The organism is Propioniferax innocua (assembly GCF_006716235.1).
Taxonomy (GTDB): domain Bacteria; phylum Actinomycetota; class Actinomycetes; order Propionibacteriales; family Propionibacteriaceae; genus Propioniferax; species Propioniferax innocua.
Genome location: NZ_VFOR01000001.1, coordinates 516,414 through 541,169 on the forward strand (window position 1 = coordinate 516,414; position 24,756 = coordinate 541,169).

The 24,756-nt window shown below is 66.0% G+C and carries 24 protein-coding genes; 17 read left to right on the forward strand and 7 right to left on the reverse strand.

Going from position 1 to position 24,756, the window contains the following annotated elements:
* The first annotated feature begins 5 nt into the window (after positions 1-5).
* The 6 genes from FB460_RS02350 to FB460_RS02375 all read left to right on the forward strand — a co-directional run bounded on the left by FB460_RS02350 (position 6) and on the right by FB460_RS02375 (position 6,196).
* Positions 6-878, forward strand: coding sequence for an ABC transporter ATP-binding protein (locus tag FB460_RS02350; protein WP_142092501.1), 873 nt, complete (start codon positions 6-8; stop codon positions 876-878).
* Positions 875-1,669: an ABC transporter permease gene (locus tag FB460_RS02355; protein ID WP_142092502.1), complete on the forward strand. Its 795-nt coding sequence runs from the start codon at positions 875-877 to the stop codon at positions 1,667-1,669. The genes FB460_RS02350 and FB460_RS02355 overlap by 4 nt, the downstream gene beginning before the upstream one ends.
* On the forward strand, positions 1,669-2,418 hold the full coding sequence (locus FB460_RS02360; RefSeq protein ID WP_170209920.1) for an ABC transporter permease: 750 nt from the start codon (positions 1,669-1,671) through the stop codon (positions 2,416-2,418). Before FB460_RS02355 ends, FB460_RS02360 begins: the two co-directional genes overlap by 1 nt.
* 431 nt (positions 2,419-2,849) lie before the next feature.
* The gene (locus FB460_RS02365) at positions 2,850-3,395 is read left to right on the forward strand and encodes a hypothetical protein (protein WP_142092504.1); all 546 of its coding nucleotides are present in this window, start codon (positions 2,850-2,852) and stop codon (positions 3,393-3,395) included.
* A 245-nt stretch (positions 3,396-3,640) separates the two neighbouring features.
* Positions 3,641-4,183, forward strand: a complete 543-nt coding sequence (locus tag FB460_RS02370) for a hypothetical protein (protein ID WP_142092505.1) — start codon at positions 3,641-3,643, stop codon at positions 4,181-4,183.
* A 207-nt stretch (positions 4,184-4,390) separates the two neighbouring features.
* Positions 4,391-6,196 carry an HNH endonuclease signature motif containing protein gene (locus FB460_RS02375; protein WP_142092506.1) on the forward strand — a complete coding sequence of 602 codons (1,806 nt, stop codon included), beginning with the start codon at positions 4,391-4,393 and terminating at the stop codon, positions 6,194-6,196.
* A 142-nt stretch (positions 6,197-6,338) separates the two neighbouring features.
* Here the strand turns inward: FB460_RS02375 and FB460_RS02380 are convergent, their stop codons facing one another.
* A complete protein-coding gene (locus FB460_RS02380) occupies positions 6,339-7,016 on the reverse strand; it encodes an HAD hydrolase-like protein (protein WP_142092507.1) in 678 nt (225 codons plus the stop codon).
* 217 nt (positions 7,017-7,233) lie between these two features.
* Between FB460_RS02380 and FB460_RS02385 the strand changes: the two genes are divergently transcribed.
* From FB460_RS02385 to FB460_RS02410, 6 genes are all read left to right on the forward strand, one after another.
* Positions 7,234-8,442 carry a PucR family transcriptional regulator gene (locus FB460_RS02385; RefSeq protein WP_246044208.1) on the forward strand — a complete coding sequence of 403 codons (1,209 nt, stop codon included), beginning with the start codon at positions 7,234-7,236 and terminating at the stop codon, positions 8,440-8,442.
* A 121-nt stretch (positions 8,443-8,563) separates the two neighbouring features.
* Positions 8,564-9,781: an acyltransferase domain-containing protein gene (locus FB460_RS02390; RefSeq protein WP_142092509.1), complete on the forward strand. Its 1,218-nt coding sequence runs from the start codon at positions 8,564-8,566 to the stop codon at positions 9,779-9,781.
* On the forward strand, positions 9,778-10,809 hold the full coding sequence (locus FB460_RS02395) for a beta-ketoacyl-ACP synthase III (RefSeq protein ID WP_142092510.1): 1,032 nt from the start codon (positions 9,778-9,780) through the stop codon (positions 10,807-10,809). The genes FB460_RS02390 and FB460_RS02395 overlap by 4 nt, the downstream gene beginning before the upstream one ends.
* A gap of 155 nt (positions 10,810-10,964) precedes the next feature.
* Positions 10,965-11,210: an acyl carrier protein gene (locus FB460_RS02400; RefSeq protein WP_142092511.1), complete on the forward strand. Its 246-nt coding sequence runs from the start codon at positions 10,965-10,967 to the stop codon at positions 11,208-11,210.
* A 113-nt stretch (positions 11,211-11,323) separates the two neighbouring features.
* Positions 11,324-12,574, forward strand: coding sequence for a beta-ketoacyl-[acyl-carrier-protein] synthase family protein (locus FB460_RS02405; protein ID WP_142092512.1), 1,251 nt, complete (start codon positions 11,324-11,326; stop codon positions 12,572-12,574).
* A gap of 51 nt (positions 12,575-12,625) precedes the next feature.
* Positions 12,626-14,077 (forward strand): acyl-CoA carboxylase subunit beta, encoded by a 1,452-nt coding sequence (locus tag FB460_RS02410; RefSeq protein ID WP_142092513.1) that lies wholly within the window; start codon positions 12,626-12,628, stop codon positions 14,075-14,077.
* A gap of 79 nt (positions 14,078-14,156) precedes the next feature.
* Here the strand turns inward: FB460_RS02410 and FB460_RS02415 are convergent, their stop codons facing one another.
* Positions 14,157-14,651, reverse strand: coding sequence for a DUF3145 domain-containing protein (locus FB460_RS02415; RefSeq protein WP_142092514.1), 495 nt, complete (start codon positions 14,649-14,651; stop codon positions 14,157-14,159).
* A gap of 185 nt (positions 14,652-14,836) precedes the next feature.
* On the opposite strand from FB460_RS02415, the gene FB460_RS02420 reads away from it, so the two are divergent.
* A complete protein-coding gene (locus FB460_RS02420) occupies positions 14,837-15,262 on the forward strand; it encodes a thiol-disulfide oxidoreductase DCC family protein (RefSeq protein WP_142092515.1) in 426 nt (141 codons plus the stop codon).
* 11 nt (positions 15,263-15,273) lie between these two features.
* On the opposite strand, the gene FB460_RS02425 is transcribed toward FB460_RS02420, so the two are convergent.
* The 5 genes from FB460_RS02425 to FB460_RS02445 form a co-directional block, all read right to left on the reverse strand.
* Complete coding sequence (locus FB460_RS02425; RefSeq protein ID WP_211345797.1) at positions 15,274-15,990, reverse strand: YggS family pyridoxal phosphate-dependent enzyme; 717 nt, start codon at positions 15,988-15,990, stop codon at positions 15,274-15,276.
* A gap of 72 nt (positions 15,991-16,062) precedes the next feature.
* Entirely contained in the window at positions 16,063-17,010 is a 948-nt protein-coding gene (locus FB460_RS02430; protein WP_142092516.1) for a VWA domain-containing protein, read from the reverse strand.
* A gap of 102 nt (positions 17,011-17,112) precedes the next feature.
* A complete protein-coding gene (locus tag FB460_RS02435; RefSeq protein WP_142093314.1) occupies positions 17,113-18,081 on the reverse strand; it encodes a VWA domain-containing protein in 969 nt (322 codons plus the stop codon).
* Positions 18,081-19,115 (reverse strand): DUF58 domain-containing protein, encoded by a 1,035-nt coding sequence (locus tag FB460_RS02440; protein WP_142092517.1) that lies wholly within the window; start codon positions 19,113-19,115, stop codon positions 18,081-18,083. The genes FB460_RS02435 and FB460_RS02440 overlap by 1 nt, the downstream gene beginning before the upstream one ends.
* Positions 19,116-19,128: 13 nt before the next feature.
* Positions 19,129-20,298: an AAA family ATPase gene (locus tag FB460_RS02445; protein ID WP_142093315.1), complete on the reverse strand. Its 1,170-nt coding sequence runs from the start codon at positions 20,296-20,298 to the stop codon at positions 19,129-19,131.
* Positions 20,299-20,439: 141 nt separating this feature from the next.
* On the opposite strand from FB460_RS02445, the gene FB460_RS02450 reads away from it, so the two are divergent.
* From FB460_RS02450 to FB460_RS02465, 4 genes are read left to right on the forward strand one after another with little or no spacing between them, the layout of a single operon-like run.
* Positions 20,440-21,243, forward strand: coding sequence for a hypothetical protein (locus FB460_RS02450; protein WP_142092518.1), 804 nt, complete (start codon positions 20,440-20,442; stop codon positions 21,241-21,243).
* A gap of 13 nt (positions 21,244-21,256) precedes the next feature.
* On the forward strand, positions 21,257-22,081 hold the full coding sequence (locus FB460_RS02455; protein ID WP_142092519.1) for an HAD hydrolase family protein: 825 nt from the start codon (positions 21,257-21,259) through the stop codon (positions 22,079-22,081).
* Positions 22,072-23,343, forward strand: coding sequence for a glycosyltransferase 87 family protein (locus tag FB460_RS02460; protein ID WP_142092520.1), 1,272 nt, complete (start codon positions 22,072-22,074; stop codon positions 23,341-23,343). Before FB460_RS02455 ends, FB460_RS02460 begins: the two co-directional genes overlap by 10 nt.
* On the forward strand, positions 23,283-24,746 hold the full coding sequence (locus FB460_RS02465; RefSeq protein WP_170209921.1) for a glycosyltransferase family 87 protein: 1,464 nt from the start codon (positions 23,283-23,285) through the stop codon (positions 24,744-24,746). Before FB460_RS02460 ends, FB460_RS02465 begins: the two co-directional genes overlap by 61 nt.
* The last annotated feature ends 10 nt before the right edge of the window (positions 24,747-24,756 follow it).

A 24,756-nucleotide genomic window follows, 5' to 3' on the forward strand; every position in this document is an offset into this window, starting at 1 on the left:
GAGCCATGGACATCATCACAACTCAGGGCCTCACGAAGGCCTATGGCGCAACGAGGGTCGTCGACGGTCTCGACCTGCGGGTGCCCCAGGGATCGGTCTTCGGTTTCCTGGGCCCCAATGGTTCGGGGAAATCGACGACGATGAAGATGCTGCTCTCGCTCGTGCGTCCCACCAACGGCAGCATCGAAGTGCTCGGAACCCCCATGGGCAGGGGGAATGGTGACGGGGATCGGGGCACTCGACGGCGTGTACTGGGCCGGATCGGATCGTTGATCGAGGCCCCATCGGTGTATCCGCACCTCACCGGGAACGAGAACATGCGGATCCAGCAGATGATCCTCGGCCTCACCGAGGCGCAGGTGCGGCGTGCCCTCGAAATCGTGCGCCTCGACACCGCGGGTCAGAAACTCGTCAAACAGTATTCGCTGGGGATGAAGCAGCGTCTGGGCATTGCGATGGCGATCGCCCACCAGCCGGAACTCCTGATCCTCGATGAGCCCACCAACGGGCTCGACCCGGCGGGCATCGAGGAGATCCGGGAGCTGCTGCTGGAGCTCGCGGGTGAGGGCGTCACGATCATGGTGTCGTCGCATCAGCTCGCCGAGATCGAGCGCATGATCGACACGTTGGCCGTCATCGACCATGGCCGGCTCATGTTCCAGGGCACCAAGGCGGAACTGTTCCAACAGGCGACCCCTGACCTGTTGATCACCACCGATGCCGGAGTCGTGCGACGCCGGGACGTCCCGGCCGATGCGACCCCCTATGTGGTCACCGAATTGGTTCGAGCCGGCGCACGGATCCATGAGGTGCGTCGGGAGCAGCAGACGCTGGAGGACATCTTCATCGAACTCACCGGACGCGGAGGTGCGTTGTGAGCGGGCGGAGTACCTCGTTGCCGGGCTTCGGAAAGGCCGTGCGGCTGGAGTACGCCAAGATGCGTCGACTCCGCACCTCACTGGTGCTGGGAGCAGTGCTGCTGGCGACCATCCTGTTCGGAACGATGCAACTGTTCGATGCCGATCACCGCGCTCGGATCAATGAACCGAACACGATGCACTGGGAGTTTCTGCTGCTGACCGGTTACAGCTCGACGAAGGCCCTGTTCATGCCTCTGTTGGCTGCGGTTCTCGCGTCACGCCAGGTGGATATCGAGCACCACGGAAACGGATGGCTGCGGACGTCGATGTTCGGTGTGACTCCCGGACGACTGTGCACGGTCAAACTCCTCGCGCTGATGCCCCTGGTGGTGCTGAGCACTGTCGTGGAGATGTCGGTTCTGGTGTTGGCGTCCAGAGCAGCGGGTGCGACGACACCGCTGCCATGGGTGCAGTGGCTCTGGTACGGCGCGGTGGTCGTGATCGTGACGCTGGGAGTCGTGGGACTCCACCTGTGGCTGGCCGCACGGGTCGAGAGCCAGCTCGTGGGCCTCGGCGTCGGCGTCCTGGGCGGATTCCTCGGGTTCTTCTCGATGCTGATGCCGCCATGGTTCGCGCACCTGACGCCCTGGGGCTACCTGGCGGCAGGGCTTCCCTATCAATTGTCGCCAACCGGCGACGCACCCCTCATCGCCATCCCCCTGCCGTGGGGGTCCATGGCCCTGTTCTGTTGCGTGATGCTGGGCGTACTGGCCCTCGCACGCGTCCGTCTCGACCGAGTGGAGATCTGATGAACGTCTGGAAGGCCGAACTGATCAAACTGCGGCGCGCATCGGCATGGGTCGTCGTGCTCGTGGTGCCCGTTCTCGCCGTGGTGATGGGAACAGCGAACTTCATCCTCAACGCCGGGGTACTGACGCAGTCCTGGGCGAGTCTGTGGGGGCAGATCACGCTGTTCTACGGGCTGTTCTTCCTGTCGCTGGGCGTGGCCACCCTGTGCTCGGCGCTGTGGCGCGTCGAACACCGAGGCGTCTGGCCCCGGCTCATGGCAGGGCCGGCGCGGGCGTCGAGCATCGTGACGGCGAAGTTGGGGGCAGGCTTTCTGTTGGTGGCCGCCATGCAGGTGCTACTCGTGTTGGGAACGTGGTTGGCCGGTTCCCTGGCCACGGATCTGGATCCCTGGGCGCTTCCGTGGAGCATCTGGGGGAGTGCCGTGGTGACGCTCATGGCGGCGACCGCGGTGGTCGCGCTGCAATCACTTCTGTCGATGGTGTGGAAGTCATTCACGGCCCCGGTGGCCGTGTGCTTCCTTGGGGTCGTGGCAGGGATCGGAGCGTTCTACGGAGACATCGCCGGGTTGAAAACCGTGATCCCCCAAGCGCTGCTGGCTCGTGCCGCGACGCTCGGCAGTGTGACAGTGGGAGACTCGGGCGCGCTGAACCTCTCAGGGACCCTGCCGATCATCCTGCCGTCGCTCGTGCTCACCGGCCTGTGCATCGCACTCTCCACAGCGGTACTGCAGCGTCGCGATGTGGCCTGACGCGGCGCGGTGTGAACGTCTGACGCGGCGCGGTGTGAACGTCTGCACGGCGTGAAGCGGGGCTTCGGGGCATGAGTCTGATGGTGGCGAGCGAGAAACGCCGAAGCCTCGAACCGTGCGAGGAGCGCATTCCCGGCCGGATACGACAGGCCCCAGCGGCCGACCGAACCGTCGCCGCGCCCGGGAAACATGGTCTACCCAGAAGCGTCGGAACCGGGCAGAATCAGAGCCAGCATCCCTCTTGCCCCATAGGACACGACATGCCCCCGCGCCCATGCCCGCTGCCCTGTTCCGATGCCCACGAACCGACCGATCGTTCCCTGCCACCCCCGGATCATCAACAAGACCCCGCCCGCCTTCGAGACCGACGGAGACCGCGGAATCTCGTGACCCGAACAAGACACTGCGCCACGATCCTCACGACCCTCATCGTGAGCACCGCAGCCCTCACGGCATGCACCCGTGCGGAAGCAGAACCTCCAGTCGCGCAGACACCTTCTGAGGCCTCTCCCACCACTGCGGTGACCTCGACGCCCGGGCCTGCCAAGGCCACAGTGAAACTCACCGAAATGCCGGAAGACCCGGAAACACAAGCCGTCTTGATGGCATATGCGCGGTTTGAGCACGCCATGCAGAACATGGCCATCACCGGCGCCAGTGATGAGAGTGTCGACAGCGCACTTGCCCTCGTAGAACCTGACAGCGATGCAGAAAAGGTCGTCCAGCAGATGACTGTGCAATACGCAGATATGGGGCCCCGTCAAATCTCAGGAACCTTGAATGTCACGTACTACGACGTCGTGGATCAGTGGGACAGCACCATCCAGCTGTCGTTGTGTCTCGACGGAACTGGCATGACGCCAGTCTCAGGTCCTCCTCTACCGCACTATTTAGAGTCAACACCCGCCATGACCAAAACTAAGTCCGGATGGGTTGTCACGTATTACCGCGCCTACCAAGCAGACAAGTGCGAATGAACCAGCCAACAACACGGCTCATCTTCACCGCCATAGCCAGCACATCCCTCGCGCTGATAAGCCTTGGCCTAGTTGACCAGTCAGCGCACTCGGCAAGCTGCCACTCCCCTATGCCAACAGCCGGCAACGCCACCGTCGGCTGTTCCACCGAGGGTTCAGGTGGATCCAGCAAGCCACCGCAACGGAAGTCGCCTGGGCGTCAGCGATCTGCTCCGAAGAAGCAAGCTCCGCAGTCTTCCACCGGGGTGTCAGAGCCAGACCCATGCGTCACTCCGGTGTACGTCGGCATCGGCAAGATCACCTGTTTCATCCCTGATGAAGTCCCCCAACAGGCTGCTGCCCCGAGCATCACTCCGGAACAGGCAGCACAGCACGCTCTGGCGTCCCTTCAGCTTCCCGAACCTTCGGTGACCTACACCCCCAGCCCTCGCGTGAACCCTTGGGGCAAGCATTTCATCGGCGTGCCCTATCGCTATGTCGTCACCGGAGTCTCTGCACAGTCACTCACTCACAGCGAGCAGGGCATCACCATCGAGATGACCACCACCGATCCCGTCATCACGATCGACCACGGCGATGGCACCATCCAGCAATGCAGCACCACACATGCATGCACGCACCGCTATCAAGACCCGGGCACCTACATCACCACCGTCACCGCTCATTGGAGCATCACGTGGGAGGCTCTCGGGCAAAGCGGGACGATCACCACCACGACCACCTCCAGCAGCCCGCCCACCCGCTATCACGAGATCCACACGCTTCTCACCGAGCCGAAACAGAACTGACCACACCCAGAGGTCCGAACAGCCCCGACCACACATCCGCCCTCAGCCATCTCGACACCACTTCAGGGCAGTTCGACACCGCTTCGGGGCAGTCGCGACGATCATCCAGAGGCGCCCTCGCCACCTCCCGGAAACTTCCGCCCCACCAAAAAGAAGATTTCGAACACAGGGCCGAAATCTGTCGTACCCCCCTGTCATAGTCGAGGCATGGACACACGCATCACCGACACCTCCTCGGCGTCACTCCCCTTGGAGCTGACGCCGGTCGGTGCTGCACTCACCGCGATCGACGCGGCCCTCGAACAGATCCCCACCGATGCCCGAAGCTGGCAGCTCCTCACCACTGAACAGGCCCGTCAGGCTCTCAGCGCCCTCTACGCGATCGAGCAACGTACCCGCGGCTTGGTCGATGCAGGCCTTGCCGCCGCTGAAGCACAGGCCTGGACCGATGACATCGGGTTGGGCACAGCAGCCTGGCTTCACAGTCACAACGCACAGAACCGACGCGCCTGCGCCGGGCGCGTCAGGCAGGCCACGGCCATGACCCGTCATCAACCTGTCGCGGAGGCTGTGACCTCTGGTCATATGTCGATCGAGCAGGCCCGCAGTGCCACCACCGTCCTTGACGAACTTCCCGCCGAGCTCGGGCCAAACGAGACGGCCCGAGCAGCCGAGACACTCGTGACGTTGGCAGCCGATCACGACCCGAAGTCATTGGCCGGGCTCTCACTGCATCTTCTCGAGGTCGCATGCCCCGACCGTGCCGACGAACTCGAAGAACAACGGCTCCTGGAGCAAGAAGCCCGCGCCGCACGAGAACGCGAACTCCATTTCAGCGATGACGGTCACGGAAGCGTCCGTATCCGCGGCAAACTACCCGTGGCCGAAGCATCCGGTCTCCGCACCGCCATCGACGCGCTGGCCCATCGACGACGCGCCGAACTTGCCGACGCGGACCGACATCACCGACGCCTTCCGTTCGAAGATCCCCAAGCCGGGTTGGACGCCAGCGACCCAACACCGGAGCCAACGTCCTGGCAGCAGGACCAACACGCGCAATCCTTCCTGGATGCCTCACTCGCACCCGACGCCGGCGCCGGGCCATCGACGCTCATGGCTCGTTGTCGAGCCGATGCACTGCTCGAGCTGGTGTCCATCGCCAACAACCACGGCGACCTCCCGGCCCATGGCGGAGACCGCCCACGTGTGGCGATCACCATCGGTCACAACCAGCTGACCGGCGCAACCGCCGGATCAGCCGAGCTCGAAGACGGCACTCGCATCAGTACCGCCAAGGCACGACAGATCGCCTGTGACGCCGGCGCTCTCCCCGTGGTGCTCGATGGCCCCGGCATACCGATCGATGTCGGTCGGGAACAGCGCTTCTACACCGGTGCCGCCCGTCTGGCCGTACTCACCCGCGACCAAGGCTGCGCGTTCCCCGGATGCGATCGGCCACCGAAGTCCTGCGACATCCACCACATCGTCCCGTGGTGGGCAGGTGGTCGCACCGATCTGGCCAACGGGGTCACCCTGTGTCCGCACCATCACGCGCTCGTAGAACCCCGGCCACCCCACAAACCCCCACAGCAGCCTCTGCCGGACATACGGCATCACCGTCACCCACCACCACAGTCGGCGGCATCACTGCAACCGACAGCGCCTGAAAATACGGTGCTTCCCGCCGAACCACTTATCACTGTCACCTCAACCACATCTGCTGATTCGCCCCGACCGGATCCACCAGCCAGCCCTGTTCCACCAGCCAGCCCTGCCCCACCAGCCAGCCCTGTTCCACCGGTCGCAGTGAATACCCGAGTCGAAGACGACACCCGACGCTGGCGTGTCCGCATGGGTTCGTCGGGGCTGCCGGAGTTCATCCCACCTGCCACTCTGGATACGAGCCAACGGCCACGCCAACACGCCCGCTTCCGTCTGCGGTCACGCCGCACCAGGTCAGCACCGCCGGTTCCCGAAAATTCCGAGCCCCGAACGAGGAATGGGCCACCGTGAATAGTCGTGCCGAGTAGTCGCGCCAAGTAGGCATACCAAGCAGTCACGAGGAATGTGCCACCGTGAATAGTCGCGCCGAGTAGGCATACCGAGCAGTCACGCCAAGCAGGCACACCGAGTGGTCGTGCTCGCCAGCGTCGCGTCAGAACCGGGCGCGTTCAGCGTTCCAGAAGTCGTGGGCCGTTGCGTAGCGAGGGAATCCCCGGTCCTCGTCCGGTTCATGGCCGTATCCCCATTCGGCGTAGGCGCCACGCATCCCGTGTGCCAAGGCGCTGTCCATGTCGTAGTGGCGGTCGCCGATCATGACCGCATCGCGGGTATCGATGCCAAGCGCGCGGAGATCGTCCAGGCAACGTCCGACGATGTCCGCCTTCACATGATGTCCATCCCCTGCTGCTCCATCGACCACGATGAATCGCGCTTCGAGCCCCTTCTGCGCAACGATGCGGCGGGCCACCACCTCGGGTTTGGATGTTGCGATCGCGTGCACGTGCCCGGCGGCGGTGGCTGCGTCGATCACGTCGAGGACGCCGTCGAACAACGGGGCCGAAGCGATCTCGGCGTGTGCTGTTCCAGCGCGATAGGTCGCAATCACCTCGTCGACCCGTTCAGCGGGAACGCCACACCAGCGAGGCAGGCTCTCCGCCAAGGGAGGCCCGACGCAGCGGGACACGGCCTCCGGCCCGGGGTCGAGGAGTCCGCAGTCCGTGATCGCGTCGCGTATGCCCCGCATGATGCTGGGCCCGGACTCGATCAGCGTCCCATCCATGTCCCACACGAACACCGGCCTCTGCTGACCCTGCCCCTTCGACAACGTCATCCTCTTCTCCTACACCAGCGACCCGACGACCGTCACACGGCTGAATCGAATCACACCCCACGAGCCCCACGCCCACGGCCCCTGAGCCTCTGGACTCATCCACCACTGATCACGCAGGCACCACCAACCACATGAACCACTGCCCACATGAACCACTGACCACAGGCACCGCGGGACGCCGAGTCACTGCGGGTCAATGCCATCTAAGATGCCCCCCATGTCCACGTCCCGCGTCACCGCCCACGGCCGGTCGCGTCCGCCCGCGCTGTCGGCACGCACGCGCGCGTCGGTGACAAAACGTCTCCGCACTGTGGCGAGCGCGATGGCGACCGCGACGACGGTCGCGATGGAGCAGCGCCTGACGTGGTTTCCCTCCCTCGACGCCAACACACGTTCGTGGGTGAGCGTGCTGGCCCGCAATGGCATCGACGCCTTCATCGAGTGGTTCGCCGACCCTGATTCCGACGCCTCCCCCGGCGATGTCTTCGCTGCCGCCCCACCCACTCTGGCGCGCAGTATCAGCCTGCATCAGACCGTGGAACTCGTCCGGACCACCATCGATGTGATCGAGGAGCAGGCCCACGAATTGATGTCTCGCAGCGACCGTCCCCCGGTGCTCGACGCTCTGCTCCTCTACAGTCGCGATCTCGCCTTCGCCGCCGCAGAGGTCTATGCCCGGGCGGCCGAAACCCGAGGGGCATGGGACGCACGCTTCGAGGCGCTCGTGGTCGACTCGGTCGTCCGTGGCGAGGCAGACGAGACCGTTCTCTCTCGTGCATCGGCGTTGGGGTGGCAGACGACCGGTGCCGTGGCAGTCGTCGCCGGTCAGGCGCCCTCGGTGGATCTCCCCCACGACGGCAACCTCCTACGCCGCAGCGGCCGCCGCCATGGTCTGGACCTGCTCTCCGCGGTACAGGGCGACCGACTCATCCTGATCGCCGGCGGCACCGCCATCGACGAGGGTCAGCATCTGGCTGCGGTCGGGCACCTGACCGAGCATTTCGGCCCGGACGCCATCGTGGTCGGCCCCGTCGTCGACCACCTCGTCGACGCCCACTCATCTGCCCGCGAAGCTCTCTCCGGCCTGCGCGCGGCCGTGGCCTGGCCCACCGCTCCACGCCCGGTGGCCACCGCCGATCTTCTCCCCGAACGAGCCTTGAACGGTGACGGTCACGCGCGTCGCCACCTCGGGCGTCACCTCTACGGTTCCCTGGTGGACGCCGGGGGTGCCCTGCTCGAAACCCTCGTGGCATTCCTGGATCAGGGTTCATCGATTGAGGGAGCCAGCCGTGTCCTCTTCGTGCATGCCAACACGGTGCGCTATCGGTTGCGCCGCATCCACGAGGTCACCGGTTTCAATCCCACTGACGCCCGCGAGGCGTACGTCCTCCAAATGGCCGTGACGCTGGGACGTCTGCTCAGCTGAGCTGCTTCACACTCACAGGTCCGCTTGGCAAGACCGTTGTGGAAACCCTACAAACCTCAGCAGCAAGTTTGGGAGGGTCGCTTGGCGCCGATCCGGTGTCGCCCTTGGAAGAGTGGCATCCGTGCTTGCAATCGTCTGCCCCGGACAAGGGGCCCAAACCCCAGGATTCCTCTCGCCATGGCTGGAGGATGACGCCTTCGCCACACGTTTCGAGTGGTTGGCGACGGTCGCCGGCATCGACCTCGTCCATTACGGAACCGAAGCTGACGCCGAGACGATCCGTGACACGGCCATCGCCCAGCCACTGCTGGTGGCCGCCGGGCTCGTGACGAGTCTCGCGCTCTTCCCGAGTCCCGCCGACGCCTTCCCGATGATCGGTGTCGGGGCCGGCCACTCGGTCGGCGAGATCACCGCCGCAGCGGCCGCCGGTGCACTCACCGCGGAGCAGGCGATGGTGCTGGTCCGTGAGCGCGGAAGAGCGATGGCCGAGGCCAGCGCCGTCACGCCCACCTCGATGATGGCCCTCATCGGTGGGGACGCCGACGAGGTCCTCGCGGCCATCGAGCGTCACGGAGCCACTGCCGCCAACCACAACGGCACCGGTCAGATCGTGGCCGCCGGCACCGTCGAACAGCTCGAGGCTCTCGCCGCTGACCTGCCACGACGCGTCCGCGGCATGCAGCTCAGCGTCGCCGGCGCATTTCACACCGAGCACATGGCCCCGGCCGTGTCACACCTTGACCGCCTCACCCGCGCCATCTCGACGCACGATCCGCGCGTCCGGCTGCTCTCCAACCGCGACGGTGCCGTCGTCCACAGCGGACGCGAAGTGCTCGACCGCATCGTCGGTCAGGTCGCCCGTCCGGTGCGCTGGGACCTCTGCATGGAGACCATGGCCGACCTCGGCGTCACCGGCCTCCTGGAGCTGCCCCCGGCTGGCACGCTGACCGGTATCGCGAAGCGCAACCTCAAGGGCGTCGAGCTGTTCAAACTGAACACCCCCGACGAACTCGAGGAGGCCACCGCCTTCGTTCACCGGCACGCCGAACCCTCCGGCGGCGAAGAACTGCACAACAACCCGGCCTGGCGCCTGGTCGTCTCTCCCGGAAAAGGTCAGTTCGAACGCACCGAGGGCCTCGAGCCGGGCAGCATCCTTCCGCCCGGCAGCACCGTCGGAACCGTGGCCAACTCCCGGGGCGAGAGCGCTGTCGAGGCCCCCCGCGGTGGCGTCGTGGTGGAGATCCTCGCCGAGGACGGCGACCCGGTCAGCCCCGGGCAGGCCCTCGTGCGTCTGCACCCGACCGCCGAAAGCACTGGCCACACCGAGGTGACACGATGACCTCCCCCAACGCTCCGACCGCCACCTCACGAACGCACCGTGCGCCCCGCGTTGCTCTCAAAGGTTCCACCGGGTCACCCTTTGCACGAGTCCTCGGTTTCGGCTCCTACCGGCCGCGCCGCCGCGTCGACAACGAGGAGATGTGCCGCATCATCGACTCGACTCCCGAGTGGATCGAGCAGCGCTCCGGCATCATCGAGCGTCGCTGGGCAAGCGATGACGAAACCCTTCTGCACATGTGCACCGAGGCCGGCAAGATGGCCATGGAGCGCGCCGGCATCACCGGTGATCAGGTGGGTGCGGTCATCCTCGCCACCGTCACCTGGCCGGTTCGCACGCCCGCGGGCGGCCCCCAGGTGGCCGCGGCCCTGGGTGCGAACGGCGCCCCCGCCTATGATCAATCCGCCGGTTGCGCCGGTTTCTGTTATGGGCTGACTCAGGCCGAGGGTCTGGTGCGCTCCGGCGCGGCCGAGTACGTGGTGGTGATCGGCGCCGACCGGCTCACCGACATCACCGACTTCCAGGACCGCAGCTCGGCCTTCCTGCTGGCCGACGGTGCGGGAGCCGCGGTCGTCGGGCCCAGCGACACCCCGGGCATGGGCCCGGCAGTGTGGGGTTCGGACGGCGAGGCTTCCGGCGTCATGGGCATGACGCCCACCGCCGACGGCAGCGAGCTGAAATTCCACATGCAGGGCCGCGACGTGTTCAAGTGGGCCTGCACCTATGTGGCCCGCCAGTCAGCGGAGATGCTCGAGAAGGCCGGGATCGGACCCGAAGATCTCGACGTGTTCATCCCGCACCAGGCGAACAATCGAATCATCGACGCCATGATGCGGACTCTGCGTCTTCCCGAGCACATCACCGTTGCCCGGGACATCAAATATCAAGGAAACACATCTTCGGCATCGGTGCCTCTGGCCATCGAGCGCCTCTACGATGACAACCTCGTCGAGAGCGGCCAGACCGCACTGATAATGGGCTTCGGTGCCGGGCTCTGCTATGCCGGTCAGGTCATTCAACTGCCCTGAACACCCAACTGCCCTGAACACCCAACTGCCTGACGTATTTCGACCCGCTGGCGGCCCCGCTGCCAGCAGTACAACTCAACACAGCCATCCACATCATCAAATCCTCCGAACCTTCATCACCGAAGGTGTCGGACTCCACCACGAAAGGAACCACCATGGCCACCACTGAAGAGATCCGTTCCTCGCTCGCCGAGATCGTCAACGAGGTCTGCAACGTGCCTGTCGAGGACGTGCAGATGGACAAGTCCTTCGTCGACGACCTCGACGCCGACTCGCTCGCCATGAACGAGATCATCTACGCCGCCGAGGACAAGTTCGGCGTCGAGATCCCCGACGAGGAGTCCAAGAACCTCAAGACCGTCGGCGACGCCGTCGCCTACATCGAGAACCATCAGGGCTGATCCCCTGCACGGCGGGGCCGGATCGATCCGGCCCCGCCACTCTGGCGCCGGCATGGCGCCCCCCATCTCCCAACTTTTCCCTCCCCTCACTGCTTCGTCAGGAAGGAACGCTGATGTCCCGTACGGTCGTGATCACCGGCATGGGCGCCACCACCCCGCTGGGTGGCGATGCCCCGAGCACATGGCAGGCTCTCAAGGTCGGCACCTCCGGCGTCCAGGCTCTCACCCACGATTGGGCCGAAGGCCTCCCGACGAAGATCGCCGCACCATGCGCCGTCGAACCCGATCTACCGCGGGTCGAAGCCCGGCGCATGGATCGCGTCAGTCAGCTCGCCGTCACCGCTGCCCTCGAGGCCTGGGGAGACGCCGGTTTCGCGGTCGGTGAGGACAACGACGTCGACGGGGAACGTCTGGCCGTCAGCTGTGGCACCGGTATCGGCGGGCTGCAGTCGCTCATCGGCAACTGGGATGTGCAGAAGGAGCGCGGTGTCCGACGTGTCTCCCCCTACGCCATTCCTCTGCTCATGGCGAACGCCCCGGCGTCGAACATCGGTCTGCGCATCGGCGCCATGGCAGGCCTGCACACGCCGGTCTCGGCCTGTGCCTCCAGCAACGAGGCCCTCGCCCAGGCAGCGGACATTCTGCGTCTGGGCCGTGCCGACGTGGTCGTCGCCGGCGGTGGCGAGGCCGTCATCCACCCATTCACGATGGCCGGCTTCGGCCAGATGATGGCGCTCAGCCGCCGCAACGACGAACCTCAACGCGCCTCACGTCCGTGGGACGTGGACCGTGACGGCTTCGTTCTCGGTGAGGGCGCGGCCTTCTTCGTCATCGAGACGCTCGAACACGCACAGGCACGCGGCGCCAAGATCTACGGGACCATCGCCGGTGCAGGCCTCAGCGCCGACTCACATGACATGGTCCAGCCCGACCCGAGCGGTCGCGGCCAGATGCTCGCCATGCGGCGCGCACTCGCCGAGGCCGAAATCGATGCTTCCTCCATCAAGCACGTGAACGCCCATGCCACAGCAACCCCGCAGGGCGATATCACCGAGGCAAAGTCGATCCGCGGTGTGTTGGGCGATGGCACCGAGGCCGTGGTGACCGGCACCAAGTCCATGACCGGTCACCTGTTGGGCGGTGCCGGGGCCATGGAGTCCCTGGCCACCGTCATGGCGCTCAAGGACCGCACAGTGCCTCCAACGATCAATCTCGAGAATCCCGAGAGCGACCTCGGTATCGATATCGCCGCCAACACCGCCCGCGACCTGCCAGCCGGCGACCTTGCCGCCATCAACAACTCGTTCGGTTTCGGCGGGCCCAATGTGGCGCTGTGCTTCACCAACGAGAACGTGACCGACTGAGCCTCGCTCCCCGCGCACCTCGTCATCCCGCTCATTCACTCAAGGAGTCCCATGCCTGACGCTTCGGCCCCCGACACCACCGCTTCCGCCCCCGCGAAGCCGGTGAAGCCCCCGAAGCCCCCGCGCGAAGAGGATCCCCGCAACCCGAATCACCGACTCGCGGCGCTCTTCGACGACGGGACCATGGAGCTGCTGACCCCCGACGACGGCTCGGGAATGCTCGCGGCCAAAGGCATGATCAACGGCAACCGCACGGTTGCGTTCTGTTCGGATGCCACCATCATGGGCGGCGCGCTCGGTGTCGATGGATGCAGGGTCGTGGTCCGTGCCTACGAGCAGGCGCTCGTGGATCGCATTCCGGTCATCGGCATCTGGCATTCCGGTGGCGCCCGTCTGGCCGAAGGCGCTGCATCACTCGATGCCGTGGGCCAGATCTTCAATGTGATGACGCGGGCCTCGGGAAAGATCCCGCAGATCTCGGTGGTGCTCGGTTTTGCCGCCGGCGGTGCCGCCTACGGACCGGCTCTGACCGATGTGGTCGTCCTCGCCCCTGAAGGCCGTATCTTCGTGACCGGGCCGGACGTGGTTCGTTCGGTCACCGGCGAGGATGTCGACATGCTCCGTCTCGGCGGTCCCGACACCCATGGACGCCGCTCCGGCGTCGTCCATCTGGTGGCCGACGACGAGGCCCATGCCTTGGAGCACGGGCGTCAGCTCGTGGAACTGTTCAGTGAACAGGGCACGGTGGGTGAGGTCGTCGACACCGACCTCATGGCACTCCTCCCCGATTCCCCCAAGCGCGCCTACGACGTGCATCCGCTCATCGAAGGGCTCCTCGACGAGGGCACCGCGCTGGAGCTGCACGGACGTTGGGCACCGAACATCGCCACCGTCATGGGCAGGCTCGGTGGACGCACCGTCGGTGTGATCGCCAACAATCCACTGCGTCTGGGTGGATGTCTCGATTCGCTCTCGGCGGAGAAGGCCGCCCGGTTCGTGCGCCTGTGCGACGCGTTCGGCATCCCTCTGATCGTGCTGGTGGATGTGCCCGGGTACCTTCCCGGTGTCGGCCAGGAGTGGGACGGTGTGGTACGCCGTGGCGCAAAGCTGCTGCACGCCTTCGCCGAGGCGACCGTGCCCCGTGTGACGCTGGTGACCCGCAAGGCCTACGGCGGCGCCTACATCGCCATGAACGCTGCATCATTGGGCGCGACGCGCGTCTTCGCCTGGCCCGATGCCGAGATCGCGGTGATGGGGTCGGTGGCGGCCATCCGAATCCTGCACCGACGCAAACTCGCCGCCGTGGCCGAAGACATGCGCCCGCAGCTCGAGGCCGAACTCGCCGAGGAACATGAGCGCATCTCCGGTGGTGTGCAGCGAGCGATCGAGATCGGCGTCGTGCATGAGCTCGTGGAGCCGACGCTCACCCGCTCCACCCTGGCCAGCACGATCGCGGCCCACGACTACGGCAACCGCGGGCAGCACACCAACATCCCGCTCTGACGCGCCGCATCCACTGGACCGACGAGGCGGCTCAGCGCAGATTCAGAGCAGCGCAGAGCAGACTCAGGTCGGAGCAGGCTCAGACCACCTTGTGGAGCCAGCGGACGGGAGCGTCCTCGCCGGCGTGGCGGAAGGCCTCGAGTTCGTCATCCCAGGGCCGCCCCAAGAGTTTGTCGAGGGCGACGCGCAGGGGCTCACCGCCTGCGGAGTCCTCCAACATGGCGGCCTTGATGCGGTCCTCGTGAACCATGACATCGCCGAACTCACCGGTGGTGGCGCGGAACACCCCGAGCGATGGCGTGTAGGCGTAGCGTTCGCCCTCGGCGTCGGCGCTAGCTTCCTCGGTGACCTCGAAACGCACGCGTCCCCATCGGGAGAGGGCGCTGCTGATGGCGGCGGCGGACCCGGTCGGCCCGCGCCATGCATATTCGGCCCGCTGACTGCGGTCGGCCGGTTGTGGCGTCCACTCGAAGTTCACGGGGACACCAAGTACGCCGCCCACGGCCCACTCGATGTGGGGGCACAGCGCTGACGGCGTCGAGTGGATCCAGATCACTCCGGTGCCACTGCTCATGTGTGTTCCTCCTCGTCGGCGTGAGTTCAGCCTTCCCCTGCCTCCTCACACACGGGTGGAACACCGCCATTGTGCCTCAGACCCGGCAGGAAGCGAAACCTGCTTCGATGCAGGCCTCCGGATGCTAGACTGGACGCCGCCAAGAGGTCGACGCCAAAGAGACACCGACGGCAGCAGGAGGCACCATGAGCCGGGCACCACGGGACGCCGCCACAGTCCCCACCACCGACGCCGAGCCTCCCCTCGTCCTCTACGACGCCGACTGCGGTTTCTGCACCCGATGCGCCGCGTGGGTGGAGCGTGCGCCGTTCGCGGTCCGTCTCACGTCGCTGCACGAGACGGATCTCCCTGCACTGGGCATCGATCCTGACCGGGCGTACCAGGAGATGCCGGTGCTCTGCGCGGACGGGTCAGTGCGTTGGGGGCACCATGCGTGGGCGAAGATCCTCAGTACCGGTCCCCTGCCCACGCGGATCCTCGGACGGGTTCTCGACAGCCGCGTGATGGAGCGTCCCGCCCATACGGTCTATCGCCTCATCGCACAGAACCGCCACCGCATGCCCGGCAGTGACGGGACCTGCGCGGTGTCGCGTCCCGTCGGGCAGGAGTGATCAGGCCGACGTCACGTGTAGTCGCGGGCGCCGAAGATCGCCGTGCCGACGCGGACCGTGGTGGCGCCGTGGGCGATGGCGAGTTCGAAATCCCCTGACATCCCCATCGACAGATCATCGACGCAGCCGGTGACCGTGTCATCGTCGCGGAGCCGCTGCTGCACATCGACGAGGCGGTCGAAACATGCGGCCACCTCGCTCTGGTCCTGGGCGCGGTCCCCCGCGATCGCCACGGTCATCAGACCGGTCAGGCGCAGCCGGTCGAAGGCCGCCAGTTCACGGGCCAGCGTCAGTGCCGCGTCGGGTTCGACGCCGAACTTCTGTTCCTCACCGGAGGTGTTGACCTGGATCATCACATCGAGCGTGCGGTCCTCGGTGTCGAGCCGTTTCTGGAGCTCCCGGGCCAGTGCGACAGAATCCAGTGTCTGGAGTTCATCGGCGAAACGTGCCACGAACTTGGCCTTGTTGCGTTGCAGGTGTCCCACGATGCTCCATCGGGCGTCGAGGCCCTGCTCAACGCACTCGGTGGCCTTCGCCTCGGCCTCCTGCACCTTGTTCTCGGCGAGCATCAGGCCGGGCTCATGCCTCAGGAGTCCGGAGATGTGATCCACCGGCCACGTCTTCGCCACCGGCAGCAGTCGCACGGATCCCGGTTCGCGTCCGGCCTTCCTCGACGCCTCGGCGACCCGTTCGGTCACCTCTTCGTAGCGTTTCACCACGCCGTCCATCGCATGCTCCTTCATCAACGACACGACCTGCCTTCCCGACACGACCGTGGCACCAGATGCCTTCGCTTCGGGTCAGGGCCAGCGCGCGGCCAGCGACACCATTCCGAGTGATGCGAGGATCGCGAAGGTGAGCCCGAAACCGACGTACCGCGCGGTCACCTCACGGTACTCCTTGGCGACGCCGGCGCTGCGGGCGATCTCACTGAACGCCTGCGTCAACTGCTCGGCCGATTCCGCCACGAAAGCCTGTCCGCCACCGGCGTTCGCGATCTCGCGGAGCTGCTCGGGGTTGACCGGCACCGGGATCGTCTGGCCGGTGTCGGGGTCGCGCATCGTTCCGGAGGTCGTGCCGTAGGCGATGGTGTGCACCGGCACGTGTTGTTCCTTCGCGTCGGCCGCGGCGGTGAACGGGTCCCGCCCGAAGCGGCTCTCACCGTCGCTCATCACCACGATGGTGGCCGGCACCGGCCGATCGGGGTGGTCGGGGTCCGGCGGCACCTGGGCGAGGGAATCAAGGCCCTCGTAGATGCCTTCACCGATCGCCGTGCTGGGACGCAGACGCAGACTGTCCACGGCGTTCCGGGCTTCCTGATGGTCGTTCGAGGGGCCGGAGACCAACGACGCCTGACGGGCGAAGTCGACGATCGCAATGTTGAAGCCATCGGGCATCTCGTCGATGAAGCCGTTGGCGGCATCCTTGGCCGCCGTGAGTCGGTCGGGCGCCACGTCGGTGGCCTCCATCGAATACGAGACGTCGAAGCACAGCACAACGGTTGCTCGTTCCACAGGCACTTCCACCTCGGCCTGGGGGCGGGCCCAGGCCGCCAGCATCGACGCCAGGCTCAGCACCGAGAGCAGGACCACCACGTGCTTGACCCAACCGCGTTGACGGTCGAGCATCTGCTGCAGATCCTTCTCGGAGTGGTCGTTGCGCCATGCCAGCAAGATCACGTAGAGGAAACCCAGGGCCGGCACGAGCAGCAGCCACCACAGCCGCTCGGGATTGGCGAATTCAATCACGATGGCCTTCCTCTCCCATGTCACTTCCGAATCGGGGAACTTCGCGTCCGAATGTTCTGGGTCCGGGCGTTCTGGGGACTCGTCGTTGCGCGGTGTTGTGTGTCATGGCCATCGCACCGCCAATGAGATAGCGGCCAACGCAGCGAGGACGGCGAACCCGAACCCCCATCCGACGTACTGCGCGGTCACCTCCACTTCCTCGGTCCGGTGCCCCACTTCGGAACCGATCTCGTCGAACACCGCATCCAGTTGCTTGGCGTCGGCGGCCTCATAGGATTTTCCCTCGGTGGTCTGCGCCACCTGCTCCAGTTCCTCCTTGTTGACCGCCACCTGATGGCGTTCCCCGTCGAGATCGACGAATCCGGTCTGGGTCCCATAGGCGATGGTGTGCACCGGGACCCCCGCCTCCTTGGCGAGATCGGCCCCCTGCAGGGCAGGGCGTCCGCTGTTGGACTCCCCATCGCTGAGCAGAACGATCGCGCCGGGAGCGATGTCCTCGGATTGCTCCCCATCGCCACCCGGTACTCGTCGCAGCGCGTCCAGGCCCAACGCGATCGCCTCTCCCACGGCGGTGCCGTCCTTGAGCTTCAGGGCGTCGATGACGCGGGTCGCTGCTGCTCGGTCGGTGTCCGCGGAGAACCGGATGCCGGAATTTCCGGCCATCTCCACCACGGCCACGTTCATGTTCGGGGGCATGGATTCCACGAAGTCAGTGGCGGCGGTCTTCGCCGCGTCCAACCGGTTCGGTTCGACGTCGGTGGCCCCCATCGATTGGGAGGTGTCGATGACCACCACGACGGTGGCTCGCTCCACCGGGACCCTGGCCTCGGCCGATGGTTTCGCGAAGGCGATGGTCAGGGCCGCCAGCGACAACATCGAGAGGGCGACGGCGAGGTGGCGTCGCCACTGCTTCTGCGGACGCATGACCGCCGCGAGCATCGAGGTGTTCGTGAACCGCATGCCCCGACGCCCTCGCCGCCGCATCGCAATGATGTACAGCGTCACGAGCAGGGGGATGACCAGCAGCCACAGCAACCGGCCCGGGAGCTCGAATGTCGGGAACCAACCCATCAACGGCTCACTCCTCGGGGCGGGGCATGCAGGGTGCTGGCAACCCGGCGGTAGGTGAGCACGAATCGCGCGATGTCATGCACCCAGTCTCTGTCAGTGCGCAACTGGATGTGGCCGACGCCGGCCCGCCGCAATGCGATCCGGATCCGTTCACGCTGCGCGGCCGAGGCCTGGTTCATCCGACGCCGGGCCGCGGGATCGGAGGTGTTCACGTACTGCTCGAAGTCTGTCTCCGGGTCGCGGATGAGGATCTCCCCCACGTTGGGGAACTCGAGTTCGCGTCGGTCCACGACCTCCACGGCCAGAACCTGGTTGCGGACCGTGAGCCGTCGGAGGGCGCGTTCCCACGGGGGTTCCACATTGGGGTCGAGTTCCTGGTCGCCGGGTGTCAGGAAGTCCGAGACGACCACGCGCATCCCGCGTCGACGCTGTGTTCGGGCGAGTTGTTCGATGCCCTCGGGAAGGTCGATCGTTCCCTTCGCATGATCGGGGACCATCGGCTCGTTCAGCATGGAGCGCAACAGCCCGTAGAGGGCGTTGCGTCCGGAGCGGGCCGGGAGGCGCTGCACCTTCTCGGGCCGCATGATCATGCCACCGAAGCGGTCGCCCATCTTCTGGCTGAGGAAGCCGATCGTCGCGATGGCGGCGATGCCCAGGTCTCGTTTGGTGACGCCCTCGGTGCCCCAGTTCATCGACGGGGTCACATCGAGCATGGCCCACACCTCCAACTCGCGGTCGGAGACAGTGTCACGCACGTGCGGCACGGTGGTGCGGGCGGTGACGGCCCAGTCCATCATCCGCACGTCGTCCTGGCCCGGCTGATAGGTGCGGGCGTCATTGGTGTCGCTGCCCGGCCCGGGAAGCAGCCCCAGATGGTCACCTTGGAGGAACCCCTCCAGTCGACGCACCACGGCGAGCTCGAGTCGGCGCAGCGCCGCTTCGGGTGCCAATCGGTTCAACGGCACCGTGGGCGCGGTCGGGACGCCCACCACCGACGCGAGGGCTGCGGGCGTCTCGGATTCGGGACGGCTCATGCACGACCCCCGATCAGTTCGGTCGGTACTGCTGCGGGTTCTGCCCGGGCGGCGGGAACTGTGCGAGCTGCTCCGGCGTCGGCTGCTGCCCCTGCGGCGGATAACCCTGCTGCGGATAGCCCCCCTGCTGCGGATAACTCTGCTGCGGATAGGGCTGCTGCGGGGCCGACGGCTGGTGCTGCGGCTGTTGCTGACCCTGATCCCACACCGGCGTCGGCGCCGGAACCATGGCGACCACGCGCTCGATCACCTGCGTGGGATCGATGTTGTCGGCCACGGCGTCGAAACCGAGCACGAGACGGTGCGCCATGACGTCCTTGGCCACGGCCTGGACATCGGTGGGCAGCACGTAGTCACGTCCGTGGATCAGAGCGAGGGCGCGCGAGGCGTTGACCAGGCCGAGCGTCGCACGCGGCGAGCAGCCGATCTGAATGACCGGGTCGAGGTCGGGCATGTTGAACTCGGCGGGGGTTCGCGTCGCCAACACCAGCCGCACGATGTATTCGGCGACGTGCTTGTGCACGAACACGTCGGTGGCCATGCCCTGGAGCTGCTTGACCAAGTCGGGGTTCAGCACCGGTTGGGGCTCGGGGGTCCGCTGGCTCATGCGGCGCAGGATCTCGAATTCCTCGTCACCGGCCGGATACGGCACGTCGACCTTCAGGAGGAAGCGGTCGCGCTGGGCCTCCGGAAGCGGGTAGACGCCCTCGGACTCCACGGGGTTCTGCGTCGCGATCACGATGAAGGGATCTGGCGCCGGGTAGGTCTGGCCACCGAGCGAGACCTGCTTCTCGGCCATCAGCTCCAGCATCGCCGACTGCACCTTGGCCGGGGCCCGGTTGATCTCGTCAGCGAGCACGAAGTTCACAAAGACCGGGCCGAGTTCGATCTCGAACCTCTCCTGGTTCGCGGAGTAGATACGCGTACCGACGATGTCGGAGGGCACGAGGTCGGGGGTGAACTGGACGCGGGAGAAGTCGCCGCCCACGACGGTGGCGAAGCTCCGCACCGCGAGCGTCTTGGCGACGCCGGGAACGCCTTCGAGCAGACAGTGTCCCCTGGCCAACAGCGACACCATGAGCTGCTCGACCATGTGCTCCTGACCGACGATCACTCGCTGCACCTGTTCGATGGACGTGCGCAGCAGGTCGGACGCCTGCTCCGGTGTCATCTGTGCGCCCATCTCGGGGGACTCCGTCACGCCGCCTCCTGCTGGATTCGTCCTGATTCGTGGATCGTTCGGCACGTTGCCGTGGGAACCTTACCCAACGTGGTGGCGCGAACACACACGATCGTCGGCGCGGCGGTGGCACAATGGCGCTCGATGCCCGAAGTGAACCTCGCCCCGCTGCTGCCGTCCGACCCGCCACACATCGATGAGTTCTGGCTCGACGCACGCCTGCACGCCAGCCCGTCGGGTGTGGTGTACATCGCCCATGGTCGGGATACCCGCGTCCGGCTCATTCTGCTCAGCGACGGCGCTGCCAACGACAAAGCCGCCCGCGACCGGTTCTCAGGGCTCATCAATGGCCTGCACATCGACGAGGTCGTGGCCCGTGGCGGGCACGATCAGGATCAGGGACGTCTGGGGCGACGTTTCCGGGCCCCCAAGGACTCCCCTCTCCCGGCCGATTCCCAGGAACTCGCGCCGTGGGTCGCGATGCCGTGGACGCGGGACCCACAGGAGGTCGAGCAGGTGCGCGAGATCCTGCAGGGCGTCGAGTTGGAGGATGTCGTTCAGCCCGATGCCGAGGGCCCCGACTACGAGCACTACTGGTTGAAGAACACCAAGGCGGGCCGGACGCGGACCTTTCCCCTGCCGTGGCCCGGTCGATCCGACCGCGCGGGGTGGCTCAGCATCCTGACGTCGTGGCTGCTGATGTTGCTGTTCGCGGTGCTCGCCCTGCTCATCGCCTATCTGTTGTTCCGCGAATCCGATCCGGTTCCCGAGCCGTCCCCGGTACCTCAAAGTGGCGAGCCGACCCCATCGTCGACAGCCAGCCCCTCGGACACCGCCTCCCCGAGCGAAAGTCCCGAACCCAGCGAATCCCAGAGCCCGTCGGATTCGGCCAGCCCGACCCCGTCCGACACGGCCGAGGGAACGCCGACGCCGCCGTCCCGTCTGTGATTGACTCACCTGCATGACTCTCCGGCCACGTCTGATCGTCAGCGATCTCGATGGCACCTTCCTCGACCCGATGGGGCAGGTGACCGCCATCAATCGTGACGCGGTCGTCGATGCGGTCGACGCCGGCATCGGTGTGCTGCTGGCCACCGGGCGTCCTCCCCGTTGGCTCGGTGTCATCGAGGATCTCCCCGTCGGCCATCCGCTCGTGATCTCCAGCAACGGCGCCCTGTTGTGGGATCTTCAGGAGCGACGCCCCCTCATCAGTCACCCGGTCGACGCCGTGGTTGCCCAGGACGCCATGGCCGCGATCCGTGACGAGCTGCCCGAGGTCACCTTCGGCGTCGAGATCGGAATGCGTTTCGGGCACGAACCCGGCTGGGACTGGTTCGAGGAGGCACCGGTGGGTGACGCCTTCTTCACCGCCACCGGAACCGATCTCGTCGCAGAACCGTTCGTGAAGTTCCTCGTGCAGCACGTCGGCCTGCCCAGTGATCCCCTGGCAGCCACAGTGGAGCAGATCGTCGGTGATGCGCTCACCGTGACGCATTCGAATTTCCACTCCTCCATCGGCCTGCTGGAGGTCTCCGCCCCCGGCGTCAGCAAGGCGACTCTGCTTCAGGAGTGGTGTATCGACCAAGGCATCGATGCTGCGGATGTGGCGGCGTTCGGTGACATGCCGAACGACCGCACCATGCTGGAGTGGGTCGGGCAGCCGCACATCATGGAGCAGTCACACCCCAGCCTGCATTCGGTGGTGGGATCCAGCGGGCGTCCGGCGGTGCGTATCGGTTCGAACGCCGCATCCGCGGTGGGGGCGAGGATCCGCGAGTGGCTGTGACGAAGGGGCAGCCTTCGGGTTTCTGGCCCGCGTGTGCGGCATACCTGTTCCCGATGCTCGCAGCTGTCATGGCAGGCATGCGCTCCAGTGACACCTCACCATGGGGCATCGCTCCGATCACCGCCGACTTCCGTGTTTATGTGGTGGCCGCCCGCGTCCTGCTGGAGGGTGGCGATTTCTACGCCCCCGTCCCCGGTGTGTTCCCCTACATCTATCCCCCGCTGGCAGCCTTGTTGGCCACGCCATTCACCCTCGTGCCATGGGTGGCGGCCCAGACGATCTGGTTGGCGTTGCAGGGCGCCTTGGTCGTACTGGTCCTTCGTCGGTTGGGACTGAGCCTGACCGCGGCCGGTATGGCCGGTGTCGCCGTGATTCTGCTGCTGGCACCATTCGGCTCTGTCATGGAGCTGGGGCAGGTGGGTGTGCTGCTGCTGGCACTGGTCGTGCTCGACCTCATCCGTCCTGCGGAAGATCGGCGGCGTCGTCTCCCGGCAGGGATCGGCCTCGGGGTCGCGACCGGTATCAAACTCACCCCCGCTGTGTTCATCATCCACCTCTGGTTGATCGGACGCCGTCGAGATGCAGCGGTCGCGTCGGGTACGTTCCTCGCCACGGTGGCGCTGGGGCTCGCGGTGGCCCCGACTCGGGCATGGGGCTATTGGTGGCGGCTGGCGATGGGGGATTCGGGCGCGAACATGGATTCCAGCGGATGGCTGTTCAATCTTTCCGTCGTCTCCGCCACGCAGAGATTCTTGGGGTTGGAGACCGGTAAGAGCGTTGGCCTCATGCTCGCCCTGATTCTCCTCGTGGTCGGACTGGCCGCCGCAGCTCTCGCGCATCGGCGCGGTCAATCGCTGCTGGCTCTGGGCGTGCTGGGCCTCACCAGCAGCTTGGCGAACCCCATCGCTTGGATCCACCACCTCGTATGGGTGCTGCTTCTGATCGCAGCGCTGCTTCCCGCCGCTTTCACCACGGACTCGTCAGGCAAGCACGCCGATGGCCCCACTTCCGAGGACCTTCCGAGCCCCATGCGCTGGCTGGTACTGCTGGTGACGATCTGGATGTGCACACAGCCACAGCTCACCATCGGCGGCGCGCCACATGCGGTCGAGGAGATCCATGGTTACACCGCGTGGGAGAAGACCCTCGCGGCCATGCCGGATATTCTCGTGGCCGTACTTGCCGTCTCGGTGCTTGTGTGGTGTCTGCAGATGCAGCGCGACGCGACCCGAACCCGACCGATGGAATCCGACGTCTCGTGAATGTGGTCAAGGTCCTGAAGAACCTGCTGTGGACGCTCGTCCTGGCCGTTCCTCCGCTGTTCGCGGCGCTCTGGTCCGGAGCGACCGCCATCGCGAACGGCGCCTTCAGCCCGTGGTCACCGCAGATGATCGACATGGACGTCTATCGACGCACGGCCGAGATCTTTCTCGTCGGCGGCGACATCTACAACGTCCCGGACGAGTTGCCGTTCATCTATCCCCCGGTCGCAGCACTGCTGTCCCTGCCGTTCACCTGGTTCGAGCTGGCCACCACGCAGCAGCTGTGGCTCGTGGTGAACGCCCTGTTCGTCATCGCGATGGTGCACCGGCTGGGGCTCACCGGTTGGCGGTTGTCGCTGGCGTCGGCCGCAGCGATCCTGATGATCGAACCCCTGCGAACCACGCTGGGCTTCGGTCAGGTGAACATCGCCATGACCGCATTGGTGTTCCTCGACATCGTGCCCGGCCCGCGGGCTCTCGACCGGCTTGGATTGCCGCGTCTGCCGCAGGGCTGGCTCATCGGTATCGCCACCGCGATCAAGCTGACGCCCGCACTGTTCGCGGTGTACCTCTTCTTCTCCGGCAAGGTGAAGCCCGCACTCGTGGCGTTCGGTTCGTTCTGCGTCGCGACGGTCGTCGGGTTCGCATTCCTGCCGCAGGCGTCGATGACGTTCTGGACACGGCTGCTCGAGGGTGACTCGGGCATCAACACGGGCCTGAAGTACTTCACCAACCAGTCGGTCATCGGCAACTACATCCGGTTCTCCAAGGAGAATCCCGATCAGATCCCGTCCGAGGGTCTGCTACTCGCTGTGCTCGTCGGTGCCGTCGGACTCGCCGCGGCGATCCTCTGGGAACGCAACGGTCACCGCACCTTCGCCGTGACCCTGTGTGGATTCACGACGCTGATGATGTCGCCGATCTCGTGGAGCCACCACTTCATCTGGTTCCTGCCCCTCATCGCCTTGGCGCTGCGGGACAGCGACCTGCCCAAGCCCCTGCGTATCGTCGCCATCGGGTACGGCATCTGGGGTGCGCATGCACCGTTCAATGAGTTCGGTGACTACTACGTGTATGAGAAGCCACTCGATGAGTTCGAGTTGACCCCCCTCTCCCTGCTCGTGGACGCCGGATCGATGATCATCTGCATCGCAATGTTCGTGCTGGCCTTCGGGTATGGGCTCGTCGAACGGCGTCGCCAAGGCTATGGCTGGCTTCCCCTGACGCTGCGCGCGACGGAGAAGAAGCGCGCCGGCTTCGAGGCCCGGGAAAGCGACGACGCAGAAGCCGATGCCGCAGGAGCTGCTGAGCAGGACTCTCTCGCTGGGCGGAACCCCGCCGACGAGAAGCCCGATTCGGACGCGGATACGAAACCGGCCGCACCACGCGGCACAGGGCGTTAGAATCGCGTTC